The following is a 12219-nucleotide window of genomic DNA, read 5'->3' as shown; positions in this document are numbered from 1 at the left end:
AAACCTTCACCACCGACGAGACGGCTCGTCAGGGCGTTTCGGTCGGGGTTGACGTGATGGCGCGTAGCTCGGCGGCCACCTCGGCGATCAGGTCGCTGAGCGGGGCGTCGCTGCCGGGCGCGACCCAGCGGGCGTACGCGACCCGGAAGACCGTCGCGCCCGACTCGGTGGCCAGGGTGGCAGTGGTCTCGTCGAGGCCCCTGGCGCGCAGGGCGGCGGTGACGGCGGCGGCGAGTGAGCCGGTCTTGCGCAGTTCACGCTCCTGCAGCTCCGGGCTGCTCTCGATGATCGCCTGCCGCGCCCGGACCAGCTCGAGACGGTCCGCGAAAAGCTCCTCCGCCACCCGGCGGAAGGCGGCGACGACCGCCTCGAAGGGGCCGGCGTCGGTCTCGGTCACCGCCTGGACCAGGACCTCCTCGACGCGCCCGCTGCCGCTGAAGAGCGCCTCGCGCTTGTCCCCGAAGAGCCGGTAGAAGGTGCGTTTGTCGAGGCCGGCACGGGCGGCGATGTCGGCGACCGTGGTCTGTTCGAAGCCGCGCTCGCGGAACAGCTCGAAGGCGGCCGCCTCCAGGCGGCCGCGCGCGTCCGGTTGCCAGCGGGCCATGCGGCGATGGTATCCGACGTCACACTGCGACATTAAGCTCGTCCGCATGTCGCGATGTGACATCATCCGGGCTACGGTTATGTCGCAAGGTGACATCGGCACTCACGAAGGAACCACCATGCGCGTATTCATCACAGGCGCCTCCGGCCACCTCGGCTCCGCAGTCGTCCCGGAACTGCTCTCCGCCGGGCACGAGGTCGTCGGCCTCGCCCGCTCCGACACGTCCGCCGCCGCCATCGAGAAGCTCGGCGCCCAGGCACACCGCGGCGACCTGGCCGACCTCGACGTGCTTCGGGAAGAGGCTGCCGCCGCCGACGGCGTCATCCACCTGGCGTTCCGCCACGACCTCATGGTCAACGGCGACCTGGCCGGCGCCGCCAGGACCGACCTGGACGCACTCACCGCACTCGCCGACGGCCTGGCCGGCTCCGGCAAACCCCTGGTCGGCACCGGCGGGACGGCCATGCTGGTGATGGGCGGCATCGTCGGCCGCCCCGGCACCGAACACGACACCTTCCCGGGCGGCGGCTACCGGATCGACGCGGCAGTGCTCTACCGACTCGCCCTCGAAAAGGCCCCGGCCGGCACGCGCCTGCACGGAGCCGCCGACGAAGGCGTCCCCTTCCGACAGATCGCGACGGCCATCGGCGACAACCTCGGCCTCCCGGTCCGGAGCATCAGCCCCGCCGAGGCCGACGAGCACTTCGGCTTCCTCGGCTCGTTCGTGCAGATCGACAACCCGACGTCGTCCGCCCTCACCCGCGACCTGCTGGGCTGGACCCCGACCCACCCCGACCTGATCGCCGACCTGCACGAAGGGCACTACTTCCGGACGGCATGAACGGCACGACCCCGGGGGGATCACGGGTCGGCCCACAACCGGTGACCGTAGGGTCGGCACGGTGACGCACCCTGAACCGAAGGTGACCTGATGCCGATCCGCTGGCGGGATGCCATGAACCAGGCCCTCTACGGGCCGGACGGCTTCTTCGTGGCCGGCGGCGGGCCGGCCGCCCACTTCCGGACCAGCGTGCACGCGTCCCCGGCGTTCACCACCGCCCTGCTGCGCCTGCTCACGCAGGTGGACGCCGCTCTGGGCCACCCGCCACGGCTCGACGTGGTCGACGTGGGTGCTGGGCGGGGGGAGCTGTTACACGCCTTGAATGGGCTCGTCGCATCCTCGGCCCTCGCCGGGGGCGCGGTGGGGGTTTCCGGGGAGCCCGCCCACTCCGGGCGGTCAGGCTTGATCCCTGCGTGGTCGGGCTCCCCGGAAACCCTGACTCCCACAGCCTCAGCCCGTCCGTTGGGCGAGGAGCCGTCGTCGGTCACCGTTCGTCAGTCGCTCGCGGAACGCGTCCGCTTCACAGCAGTCGAGTACGCCGAGCGCCCCGAGAACCTGCCCGAAGAGATCAACTGGACCGCTGAGATTCCCGACGGGATCACCGGACTGTTGATCGCCACCGAGTGGCTGGACAACGTCCCGTTGGACGTGGCAGTGCACACCGCCGACGGCTGGCGATACGTGCTCGTCGACCCCGACAGCGGCGTGGAGACCATCGGCGAGCCGGTCACCCCCGACGACCTCGACTGGCTGACCACCTGGTGGCCCGACCCCACCGGCTCTCCGAGTGCGACCAGTGATCCGGATCCAGGGCTGCCCGGAAACCCCCCACAGCGATGACCGCCCAGAGATCGGTAGACCGGGGTCGGAAACCCCCAGCGGTGACCACCGACGAGCCGAGATCGGACGAACGCGCGACGAAGCCTGGGCGAGCGTCGTCCGGAAGATGGAACGCGGCCTCGCGGTGGCGGTCGACTACGGGCACCTGAGCGGCGACCGACCGGTGGACGGGACGTTGACCGGGTACCGGGGTGGGCGGCAGGTGCCTCCGGTGCCGGACGGGTCGAGTGATGTGACAGCCCACGTGGCCATGGACTCGGTCGCCTCCGCCGGTGCGGCGGTCGCCCGGTGCGCGTACTCAATGGTTCTCCAGCGGGAGGCGCTGCGGGCGCTCGGGGCCGACGGTGGGCGACCGCCGCTCGGCCTGGCCGGCACCGACCCGGCCGGCTACGTGCGGGCGCTGGCCGCCGCGTCGGCGGTGGCCGAGCTGACCGACCCGGCCGGGCTCGGCGGGCACCTGTGGTTGCGCCAGCCGGTCGGCATCCCGCTCGGGTCGGTCGTGGCACGATGACGGACATGACCACCGACGCCGGGGACCTTCGTGAACTGACCGTCGGCACCGGGGCCGGTCTGGTCGCCGGCACCGGTGATCAGCAACTCGGCACCGACATGGTGCTGAACATCGGCCCGCAGCACCCCTCCACGCACGGTGTGCTGCGGTTGAAGCTGGTGCTCGACGGCGAGCGGGTGGTCGCCTGCGAACCGATCGTCGGCTACATGCACCGGGGCGCGGAGAAGCTTTTCGAGGTGCGTGACTACCGGCAGATCATCGTCTTGGCCAACCGGCACGACTGGCTGTCGGCGTTCTCCAACGAGCTGGGTGTGGTGCTCGCTGTGGAACGCCTGATGGGCATGGAGGTGCCGGAGCGGGCCACCTGGCTGCGGATGGCCCTCGCGGAGCTGAACCGGGTGCTCAACCACCTGATGTTCCTCGGCTCGTACCCGTTGGAGATCGGGGCGATCACGCCGATCTTCTACGCCTTCCGGGAACGCGAAACCATCCAGGCGGTGATGGAGGAGGTCTCCGGCGGCCGGATCCACTACATGTTCAACCGGGTGGGTGGCCTCAAGGAGGAGGTGCCGTACGGGTGGACCGGGCGGGCCCGCGCGGCGATCGGTGAGGTACGCCGCCGGTTGCCCGACCTGGACCACCTGATCCGCCGCAACGACATCTTCCTGGCCCGCACCGTCGGCGTGGGTGTGCTGTCCGCCGCGGACGCCGCCGCGTTCGGTGCGTCCGGCCCGGTGGCCCGAGCCTCCGGGCTCGACCTGGACCTGCGCCGCGACGACCCCTACCTGGCCTACGACGAGCTGGACGTGCCGGTGGTCACCCGGACGGCCGGGGACTGTCACGCGCGGTTCGAGGTGCTGCTCGACCAGGTGTACGCGTCGCTGGATCTCGCCGAGCAGTGCCTGGACCGGGTGGACCGGCTGACCGGGCCGATCAACACCCGGCTGCCGAAGGTGCTCAAGGCGCCGGAGGGACACACGTACGCCTGGACGGAGAACCCGCTCGGCATCAACGGCTACTACCTGGTGTCGCGGGGCGAGAAGACGCCGTGGCGGTTGAAGCTGCGCACCGCCTCGTACGCGAACGTGCAGGCGTTGGCCACTTTGCTACCCGGTTGCCTGGTCCCGGACCTGATCGCGATCCTCGGCTCGATGTTCTTCGTGGTCGGCGACATCGACAAGTGACCCGAGCCGGCTGACCGGTCAGCGCCAGCGGTCGGCGGGTGGCGCGCCCCCGGCGCGCGGCACGTCGTCCTGGGGCGGGTAGCCGTAGTGCTCGTCGACCCGCCGCCGGCCGGTCCGTTCCGGCGCGGGTTCCGCCTGGTGGCCGCGTTGGCGCGGTGGACGCCACTCGTCGGGCACCGGCACACCGCCCGCCGGCAACGCGGGCCGGCCCGGCTCGTCCCGCCAGCCACCGTCGCGGTCGTGGCGGCGCGGCTCCTCGTAACCGCCCGCGTCCTCGTAGCGGCGCGGCTCCTCGTAACCGCCCGCGTCCTCGTAGCGGCGCGGCTCCTCGTGGCGGACGGCGGCCCAGCGGTCGGCCATCCGGTACTCGGTGCCGGTGGCGTCGGCGTGCACCTCGGCCCGGCGTTCGCCGACCCGCAACTCGCGGCCGTCCTCGTCGTCGCGGACGGCGGCCCACCGGTCACCGGTCCGCAGCTGCGACCAGTACTCGCCGGTGTCGTCAGCCCGCAGGGGCGGCCCGGGCTGCGGCGCGGCAGCCGCTCGGTCACGCTGCTCCGACCAGCCCCGATCGTCCGGGCTGTCCCAGGAGGCGGCCGCCGGCCGCTCCGGGGTGCGGTGCGACCGGGAAGGCGGGGTGGGCTCGTCGGGCGGGGCGTACCCGTCGCGCCGGTCGGTCCACTCTGGTTCGTCGCGGCGACCCGTCCAGCCCGGCTCGTCGCCGTACCCGGCTCGGGGGCGCTCGTCCGGCTCGCTCCTCGCCCGGCCGGCCGGGCGGGGGCGCTCGTCCGCGTCGCCGCCCCGGGTCCACTCCTGCGCGGGCGGGGTCCACTGGCCGGCGTACCCGCCGCCGTAGCGCCCGGCGGGTTCGGCCGCGCCGCCGTCCACCACCGTGTGCCGGGTGGTGACGTGCACGGTCTCGGTGTGCCTGACCACGCCACCCGGCCGGTGGGCCGGTTCGGGGCGGTCGTGCTCCCGGGGTCGGGCTGAGCCGTACGCGGTGGCCGCCGGTCGTTCCCCGCCGTACGTCCCGGCGGTGGCCGGTGGCTCGGGGGCTGCCCGCGCGTACCCCGGCTCGTCGTCGTCCGCGTGCTCGGAGCGCCCCCACCGGGGCGCGTCGTCGGGGCTCGACACCCGGGCCCGGCCGGCCGACGCGTCACCCGGGACCCGGCTACGGGCCGCCGGCGTGTCGTCCACCGGCGGCTCGACGGCAGCAGCCACCCGCGCCCGCCCGGCGCCTGCCGGCTCGACAGCGGGGGCGGCACCGGCGAGCGCGGCACCGCTGACGTCGAGTCGGCGGCGCACCGCGGCGATCGCCTCCTGGGCCCGTTGCGCCTGGTCGAGCGCCTGATTGCCGCGCTGCGCGGCGGCCACGATCTCGCTGCGCAGCTCCCGACGCAGCCCCTCGATTTCGTCCAGCAGCTCGTCGGTCCGCACCGAGTCGACCTCGCCCTCGGGCCGCAGCGCGATGGACAGACCGATCAACACCACCGCGAGGATGGCGAGCACCGCGGCGAAGCGCAGCGGGCCGTTGCCGTCGGCCACCAGCAGGATCAGCGCCGCCACCGGTGCGAGAGCGACGCCCGCCCAGAAGAGCATGGTCAGCAGCGGTGGTTGACGCCGGGCGTCGGGGGTGGCCGGGGCTGGCATGGATGTGCAGCCTACCCACGATGTCCGGCGGAGGGAACGGGTCCCCGGGACGCGTGGACGCCCCCACCCGGTCGGGGGCGGGGGCGTCCACAGCGCGTGCGGGGAGGGCTCAGCTGGTGGCGAAGGCACCATCCGAGGAGAAGATCAGGCCCACGCTGATCGAACCGTCGCGCAGCCCGCTCTTGGTCAGCGGCCCGCCCTGGTCCAGTGAGGAGAACTTGCCGACCGACAGCCCGTACGTCTTCTCCAGGCCCGGCTTGCAGAACGGACGCTGCTCGCACTCCGGCGGCCCACCCAGCACCGTCGCGCTGCCGGAGCACTTCGCCGCCAGCTCGGAGAGGGTCCGCACGCCGTACTTGTCGGCGAAGGCCTGGGTCACCGCGAAGGCGTTCTGGTCCTGCGCGGCGGCCGGGGTGCCGAAGGTGAGGCCGGCCTTGTCGCCCTCGGCCTTGAGCGCGGTCACCGTGGTGTTGATGTCCGGCGAGGAGATCGGCTGGGCGTTCTGGCCATTGGCCTTGGTGTTGAGGAACTCGGCCATGGTCGCCGCGTACTCCGGGACGACCTGGATCTCGCCCTTCTCCAGAGCCGGCGCGTAGAGCTCCCGGTTGCCGATCTGCTGCACCTTGACCTGGTAACCGGCGGCGGTGAGCGCGATCCGGTACAGCTCGCCGAGGATCTGACTCTCGGCGAAGTTGCCGGCGCCGACGGTGATGTCGCCGCCCGGGCCCTTGGCGATGCCCGCGGTGAGGTTGTTGGCGGACGCGAACTCCTCGGCCGCCACCTTGGGGGTCTTGCGGTCCTCGTTCACCGCCTTGTTGAGCTGGATCAACTTCGGGGTGTCGAGCGTGGCGGAGACCTTGTCCAGCGCCGCGATCAACTGCGGGTTGGCCGCCTTGCTGTTGACCGCCGGAATGACGTTGTCGGAGTTCTGGAGCTTCTTGTCGTCCTGCAGAGCGATGAGCTGCTGACCGGCGACCGGGGCGCATCCGGCGCCGGAGGCGCTCGGCTGCGGTGCGTCGGTGCCGGACGAGCCGGCGTCACCGCAGCCGGTGAGGAGCGCTGCCCCGGCGACGGCGCTGACCGCCCCGATCGCCAGACGTGTACGTGCGCGCATGTGCCCGCCTTCCGTGTCCCGGCGCGGCCCGTCCCGGGCCGGCCGCGTGTCCGACGGGCGATCCTGACTGTCGGTCGCCCGCGAATATCCACCCAACATGCTCCGCAACCGACCGACAACTTGGGATGGACTTCGTCACCCCATCGTCACCGAAGGAACCGGGCCGTGTGGTCAGTTCGACGCCCGCCCACCCGGACGGGTCACGCGCTCCCGGTGGCGTCGGCGGCCCGGGGCCGTCCCAGGCGCTGCCGCCCGCGTCGCAGTGGCTTGGGGGTGACCAGCCGTTCGACACCGCCGAGGACCACCTCGGCGAGCAGCGCGAGCCCGGCCACCAGCACACCGCCCGCGACGATCTGCCCGCCGCCGGCCGCGATACCGATCCCGAAGCCGGTGCGGATGATCTGGCCCAGGCCACCGCCGTTGACGAAGGACGCCAGCGCGGCGGTCGCGATCACCTGAACCGCGGCGGTCCGGAAGCCGGCCGCCAGATAGGGCACGGCCAGCGGCAACTCCACCCGGCGCAGCAACTGTGCGCTGGACAGACCCATCCCCCGGGCCGCGTCACGGGCTTCCGGGTCCGCCTGCCGCACCCCGGTGTACGCGTTGGCCAGCAACGGCGGCACGGCGAAGACGGCCAGCGCCACCACTACCGGCGTCTTCCCGAAGCCGCTGGCGAAGACCACCGGCAGGATGGTCAGCAACGCCAGGGTGGGGATGGCCAGGGTCGCGTTGGAGATCAACACCACCAGACCGCCACCTCGGCCGAGGTGCCCCAGCCAGAGCCCGAGCGGCCAGGCCACCAGGCACCCGAGCGCCACCGCCAGGGCGGAGATCGTCAGGTGCTCGCCGAGCCGGTCCAGCATGCCGCCAGGGTTGGTCCAGTTCAGCGGGTCGTTGATCCAGGTGATCGCCTGCCCGATCGGGTTCGCCGCCACTGTCACCGCGCCCTCCGGGGGGACCAGGGGGTCACCAGCCGGGCGACCAGGATGAGCAGCAGGTCGAGCACCACCGCGAGCGCCACGCAGAGCAGCGCGGCGGTCATGATCTCGGCCTTGTAGAGGTTGTTCTGGAAGCCCGCGAAGATCAACTGCCCGAGCCCGCCGTGCCCGACCAGCACCCCGACCGTGACCAGCGCCACCGTCGAGACGGTCGCCAGCCGTACGCCGGTCACGATGCCCGGCAGCGCCAGCGGCAGATCGATCCGGAACAGCCGCCTCCACCTGCCGTAACCCATGCCCTCGGCGGCCTCCCGAACCTCCGGCGGCACCTGGTTGAGACCGGCCACCACGTTGCGCACGATCAGCAGCAGCGCGTAGAGGACCAGCCCGACCAGCACCGTTGTCGCACCGGTGCCCAGGTACGGGGCGATGAACGCGAAGAGCGCCAGGGACGGGATGGTGTAGACCACCCCGCTGACAGCGAGGATCGGGCCGGCGAGCGGACGGAACCAGTACGCCAGCACCGACAACGGCAGGGCGATCAGCACCGCGATCACCACCGCCCGCCCGGTGAGGGAGGCGTGTTCGCGCACCGCGGCGAGGATCGTGTCAGAGTTGTCCCGCACGTACTGCCAGGAGAACCAGGGGTTACCCGGGTCGGCCAGGTAGCTCAGGCGGAAGGACATACGTGGACGTTACCCCGGAGGCTGCCAGCGTGGCCCAATCACCTCGCGCGGCGTCGATCTCCCTGCACGGCATCCAGAAGCGCTACCCGAACGGCACCGAAGCTGTCCGGGACCTCAGCCTGGACGTCCGGGCCGGCGAACTGGTGGTGCTGATCGGCCCGTCCGGCTGCGGCAAGTCGACAGTGCTGCGGATGATCAATCGCCTGATCGAGCCGACCGCCGGACGCATCACGCTCGGCGACGAGGACGTCACCGACGTCGACCCGGTGCGCCTACGCCGTCGGATCGGGTACGTGATCCAGAACGTCGGCCTCTTTCCACACCAGACGGTGCGGGCCAACGTGGCCACAGTGCCGGGCCTGCTCCGCTGGCCCAAGAGCCAGACCCGGGCCCGGGTGGACGAGCTGCTCGACCTGGTCGGGCTGGACCCGGCCGAGTTCGGTGGTCGCTACCCGCACGAGCTCTCCGGTGGCCAGCGCCAGCGCGTCGGGGTGGCCCGCGCACTCGCCGCCGACCCGGTGGTGCTGTTGATGGACGAGCCGTTCTCGGCCGTCGACCCGATCGTCCGGGCCCGCCTCCAGGAGGAGTTCCTGCGCCTTCAGGCCGAGGTGCGTAAGACGATCGTGCTGGTCACCCACGACCTCGACGAGGCGGTCCGACTCGGCGACCGGATCGCGGTGCTCTCCGCGGGCGGGCACCTGGAGCAGTACGACACCCCGGCCGCGCTGCTCGGCGCACCCGCCACCGAATTCGTACGCGAGTTCGTCGGCGCCGACCGGGGCATCCGCCGACTGGCGGTGACCCCACTGGACCGCGACGCGCTGGAGCCGGTGCCCGAGGGCACCGGCGCGGACCTGCCCACCGTGGCGGTGGACGGCTCCGCGTACGACGCGCTGGCGGTCCTGCTCACCTCGGGCCGGGACCGGCTCCTGGTGACCGACGCCGGCCGGCCGGTCGGCACGCTCAGCCGACAGCGCCTCCTCGACCTCAGCCGCCCCACCACCTGACCCGCGACCCCGAGGGTGACCCCGCCTCGGTCGGGTCGGTCAGGCGCGACCGCCCAGGCTGGCGACCCCGATGATCCAGCCGGTGAGGAAGCCGTAACCGGCACCGGTGCTGGCACCCTGCAGTGCCCCCAGCAGCGACGGTGCCGGGCCGAGCAGCACCGCCAGCACGGCGGCCAGCCCACCGGCCAGCACGTACGCGGCCCAGCCGGAGAAGAACTGGCTGACCGGGCCGGGCACCCGGGCGACCTGGGCGGCGGGCAGCAGGTAGAGCAGGGCCACCGCCAGGACCACCAGCAGCACGGCCCGCACGTCGGCGGCGAACAACCCGCCGGCCTGACCGTCCGCGTCCAGCCGCCAGGCCGGCCAGGCGAGCAGGCGCGCGTAGAAGGCACCGCCCGACTCCGGGTCGGTCAAGGTGGCGGCCCAACCGGTGTACGCCGGACTGCCGCAGATGCCGACCAGCAGCAACACGGCCAGCGCGCCGGTGCCGGCGGCCGTGCCGTAGCGGCTGACCGGGCCGGAACGGTGCAGGAACGACGCCATCCGCCCAGCCCCCGCACCGTTGGATCGGGCGGACCTGGGCTGCCCCGAGCGGCTCAGTGCTTCATCAGGTAGTCGATGAAGGCGGCCCGCAGCAGCGGCGCCGACTCCTCGTACCCGTGACCGGTCAGCTCCCGCCACAACGCGTTGGCCTCGTCGATCGTCGGGCCGATCGAGTTCGGGGCGCCGTCCAGCACGGTGGCCTCATCGGCGTTCGGCAGGTGGCGCAGCACCGACCAGTAGAACCCCACGTCCCGGCGCTCCCGGGCCCGGGCGAACGCCCGCTCCCGCAGCTCCTCGGTGGACAACGCGTCAAGCTCCTCGAACGAGGTTCCGCCGGGGGTGGCGGCAGGTGTGTCGGTCATGTCGCCGAGCCTAACGGTCGAGATCAGCTCCGGCTTGGCGGACGCGACGCGGCTCACCGCCCGTCCGTGTCCCACCGCCGCGGGCCGTCCTCCCAGCGCGGATCCCGCCACGGGTCGGCGGGTGGGGGCGCGGCCTGGGTCGGCAGGGTGGGCGGCCAGTTGTCGACCGACTGCTGCTGCGGCATCGTCCAACCCGAGCTGATCGTGCCGTCGCTGACCGGCTCGGGCTGCTCGGGGCCGCCCGCCCGGGGTCGCCCGAGCGTCTCGACCAGCCGGGTCGCCAGCAGCCCGACGCCGAGCGCGGCCCCGCCGACCACCCAGTTGCTCAACGTCCAGTCGCGCTCTGAGGCGTACACCTGGAAGACGGCGACCAGACCGACCGCCAGCAGCGTGCCGAACACCCCGCCCCGGCGGCCGTACGCGCTGGTGCCGGCGAGCAGGGCCACGCCGACTGCCAGCACCGTCCAGTCCAACCCCGAGGTCGGCGCCACCGGGCCGGGGTCGTTCGCGGCGAGCAGCACACCGGCGAGAGCGGCCAGCACCGTGGAGACGACCAGCGCGACAGCGGTCACCACGGCGGCCACCGCACCCCGGCGGCGGGCCGCGTCGCCGACCGGCCGGTACCGGCCGACGAGCCGGCGGATCGCCCGGATCGCGCCGAACAGCCCACCGAGGACAGCCACCGCGGCGAAGCCGGCGAAGAGGTACCCGGCGCTTCTGGTCGGTTCGTAGTCACCCTGCACCAGCACGGGCGCCGACCGGCGTTCGATGTACACCACCACGGCGGCGGCACCGGCCAGGCTGGCGGCCCAACCCGGCACGTGCAGCACCACCACGGCCAGCGCCAGCGCGAGGCCGCCCACCGCCGCGACCGCCACCGCCGCGCCGATCGACGCCGGCAGGCCCCGGTCACCCTGCTCGGCGTAGTGCAGAGCCGCCGCCACCGCGACCGGGCCGATGGCCAGGTTGGGCGCGGCCGTCCGCAGACTCAGCCCAGCGGCCAGCGCGAGCAACCCCAACCCGACCGCGTCGATCAGCAGGGTGCGCAGGTTGCCGTCGCGCACCGCGGCCGGGTCCTCCTGCCAGAGCAGCCAGCTCACGGCCGCCAGACCGGCCAGCAGCACCAGCTCCCACCCCAGGTGTACGCCGATCCGGTCCCGGCCGGGTTCACCGTGGGTGGGGTCGTCGAAGACGTTCTCCAGCACCGCGGCCGGCACGCCCGACGAGGGCTCGGCCGACCGGTCCCGGCCCGCTTCTTCGTACCCCATGACGCCGCCTCCCCGGTGGCCGACCGCCCCCGGTCCGGCGCACGGACGGACCCTGGGCGGCCTCGCTCTCTGATCGCAGGCACCGTACCCGCGCCCGCAGCCGGGCGTAACCCCCTGCTCAGCGCTGGCCGGGGCGGCTCTCGCGTGGGTCCTGCTCGCGCTCGTCGTCCGGGCGTTCCGGCACCCGGCAGGAGCGCTCCAGCCAGAGCGCGGCACCGACCAGGGCCAGTGAGGCGAGCAGGCCCCCACCAGCGGCCGGTCGATCGTCCAGGGCGGCCCGGGTGGTCTCCACGAAGAGCCAACCGGTGAGCCCCGCGTAGAAGCCCGCGAAGATCGCCGCGGCCAGTGCCGACGCCTTGGCCAGCACCACGAAGCGGGCGACCATCAGCGGGTTGACCGGGTCCCGGCCCGGCTTGCGCTCGATCCGACCCCGCGTGTTGATCGCCGCGTACGCCTCCAGCACGGCGAGCCCGGCCAGCGTCACCACCGGCAGCCAGGGCAACCGGGGAATGCCGCTGTAGTAGAGGGTGCTGATCAGCAGCCAGGCCACCGCCGCCGCGGCCAGCCCGGCCACGACCAGGGTCGAGATCCGGGTGGGGCCCATCCGGGACCCGTCCGGGCCCGACCCGCGGGGTGGGGGCTTCGCCTGCGTCATGCCGGCCGGTTCCGCTCGG

General features: G+C 73.1%; 12 protein-coding genes and 1 pseudogene. 4 read left to right on the top strand and 9 right to left on the bottom strand.

What is annotated here, in order from left to right:
- Positions 1 to 28 precede the first annotated feature (28 nt).
- A complete protein-coding gene (locus tag QCZ28_RS04890; RefSeq protein ID WP_279515411.1) occupies positions 29 to 604 on the bottom strand; it encodes a TetR family transcriptional regulator in 576 nt (191 codons plus the stop codon).
- Between the two features lie 118 nt (positions 605 to 722).
- On the opposite strand from QCZ28_RS04890, the gene QCZ28_RS04885 reads away from it, so the two are divergent.
- The 3 genes and pseudogenes from QCZ28_RS04885 (at position 723) to QCZ28_RS04875 (ending at position 3980) form a co-directional block, all read left to right on the top strand.
- On the top strand, positions 723 to 1445 hold the full coding sequence (locus tag QCZ28_RS04885) for an NAD-dependent epimerase/dehydratase family protein (protein ID WP_279515410.1): 723 nt from the start codon (positions 723 to 725) through the stop codon (positions 1443 to 1445).
- Between the two features lie 90 nt (positions 1446 to 1535).
- Positions 1536 to 2796: pseudogene (locus QCZ28_RS04880) on the top strand (SAM-dependent methyltransferase).
- Complete coding sequence (locus QCZ28_RS04875) at positions 2793 to 3980, top strand: NADH-quinone oxidoreductase subunit D (RefSeq protein ID WP_279515409.1); 1188 nt, start codon at positions 2793 to 2795, stop codon at positions 3978 to 3980. Before QCZ28_RS04880 ends, QCZ28_RS04875 begins: the two are co-directional and overlap by 4 nt.
- 18 nt (positions 3981 to 3998) lie before the next feature.
- Here the strand turns inward: QCZ28_RS04875 and QCZ28_RS04870 are convergent, their stop codons facing one another.
- From QCZ28_RS04870 to QCZ28_RS04855, 4 genes are all read right to left on the bottom strand, one after another.
- Positions 3999 to 5627, bottom strand: a complete 1629-nt coding sequence (locus tag QCZ28_RS04870; RefSeq protein WP_279515408.1) for a hypothetical protein — start codon at positions 5625 to 5627, stop codon at positions 3999 to 4001.
- Between the two features lie 109 nt (positions 5628 to 5736).
- On the bottom strand, positions 5737 to 6741 hold the full coding sequence (locus QCZ28_RS04865; protein WP_279515407.1) for a glycine betaine ABC transporter substrate-binding protein: 1005 nt from the start codon (positions 6739 to 6741) through the stop codon (positions 5737 to 5739).
- A 200-nt stretch (positions 6742 to 6941) separates the two neighbouring features.
- Positions 6942 to 7682 carry an ABC transporter permease gene (locus QCZ28_RS04860; protein ID WP_279515406.1) on the bottom strand — a complete coding sequence of 247 codons (741 nt, stop codon included), beginning with the start codon at positions 7680 to 7682 and terminating at the stop codon, positions 6942 to 6944.
- Positions 7679 to 8365 carry an ABC transporter permease gene (locus QCZ28_RS04855; RefSeq protein ID WP_030327965.1) on the bottom strand — a complete coding sequence of 229 codons (687 nt, stop codon included), beginning with the start codon at positions 8363 to 8365 and terminating at the stop codon, positions 7679 to 7681. Before QCZ28_RS04855 ends, QCZ28_RS04860 begins: the two co-directional genes overlap by 4 nt.
- A 2-nt stretch (positions 8366 to 8367) precedes the next feature.
- Between QCZ28_RS04855 and QCZ28_RS04850 the strand changes: the two genes are divergently transcribed.
- The gene (locus QCZ28_RS04850) at positions 8368 to 9372 is read left to right on the top strand and encodes an ABC transporter ATP-binding protein (protein ID WP_279515405.1); all 1005 of its coding nucleotides are present in this window, start codon (positions 8368 to 8370) and stop codon (positions 9370 to 9372) included.
- A gap of 39 nt (positions 9373 to 9411) precedes the next feature.
- On the opposite strand, the gene QCZ28_RS04845 is transcribed toward QCZ28_RS04850, so the two are convergent.
- The 4 genes from QCZ28_RS04845 to QCZ28_RS04830 form a co-directional block, all read right to left on the bottom strand.
- Positions 9412 to 9915, bottom strand: coding sequence for a hypothetical protein (locus QCZ28_RS04845; protein ID WP_279515404.1), 504 nt, complete (start codon positions 9913 to 9915; stop codon positions 9412 to 9414).
- 53 nt (positions 9916 to 9968) lie between these two features.
- On the bottom strand, positions 9969 to 10277 hold the full coding sequence (locus QCZ28_RS04840; RefSeq protein WP_279515403.1) for a hypothetical protein: 309 nt from the start codon (positions 10275 to 10277) through the stop codon (positions 9969 to 9971).
- A 53-nt stretch (positions 10278 to 10330) separates the two neighbouring features.
- Complete coding sequence (locus QCZ28_RS04835; RefSeq protein WP_279515402.1) at positions 10331 to 11545, bottom strand: ABC transporter permease; 1215 nt, start codon at positions 11543 to 11545, stop codon at positions 10331 to 10333.
- Positions 11546 to 11663: 118 nt separating this feature from the next.
- On the bottom strand, positions 11664 to 12200 hold the full coding sequence (locus QCZ28_RS04830; protein WP_124775478.1) for a DUF3180 domain-containing protein: 537 nt from the start codon (positions 12198 to 12200) through the stop codon (positions 11664 to 11666).
- Between the last annotated feature and the right edge of the window lie 19 nt (positions 12201 to 12219).

It is taken from the genome of Micromonospora sp. DH14, assembly GCF_029809455.1.
GTDB classification, from domain to species: Bacteria; Actinomycetota; Actinomycetes; order Mycobacteriales; family Micromonosporaceae; genus Micromonospora; species Micromonospora parva.
Note: the sequence above shows the minus strand (reverse complement) of the source record. Positions and strands in the feature narration are given on the sequence as shown.

Coding starts and splice junctions, on each gene's coding strand:
- QCZ28_RS04830 (WP_124775478.1), bottom strand. CDS start 12,200: ATGACGCAGGCGAAGCCCCCACCCCGCGGGTCGGGCCCGGACGGGTCC.
- QCZ28_RS04875 (WP_279515409.1), top strand. CDS start 2,793: ATGACGGACATGACCACCGACGCCGGGGACCTTCGTGAACTGACCGTC.
- QCZ28_RS04890 (WP_279515411.1), bottom strand. CDS start 604: ATGGCCCGCTGGCAACCGGACGCGCGCGGCCGCCTGGAGGCGGCCGCC.
- QCZ28_RS04840 (WP_279515403.1), bottom strand. CDS start 10,277: ATGACCGACACACCTGCCGCCACCCCCGGCGGAACCTCGTTCGAGGAG.
- QCZ28_RS04885 (WP_279515410.1), top strand. CDS start 723: ATGCGCGTATTCATCACAGGCGCCTCCGGCCACCTCGGCTCCGCAGTC.
- QCZ28_RS04855 (WP_030327965.1), bottom strand. CDS start 8,365: ATGTCCTTCCGCCTGAGCTACCTGGCCGACCCGGGTAACCCCTGGTTC.
- QCZ28_RS04865 (WP_279515407.1), bottom strand. CDS start 6,741: ATGCGCGCACGTACACGTCTGGCGATCGGGGCGGTCAGCGCCGTCGCC.
- QCZ28_RS04845 (WP_279515404.1), bottom strand. CDS start 9,915: ATGGCGTCGTTCCTGCACCGTTCCGGCCCGGTCAGCCGCTACGGCACG.
- QCZ28_RS04835 (WP_279515402.1), bottom strand. CDS start 11,545: ATGGGGTACGAAGAAGCGGGCCGGGACCGGTCGGCCGAGCCCTCGTCG.
- QCZ28_RS04870 (WP_279515408.1), bottom strand. CDS start 5,627: ATGCCAGCCCCGGCCACCCCCGACGCCCGGCGTCAACCACCGCTGCTG.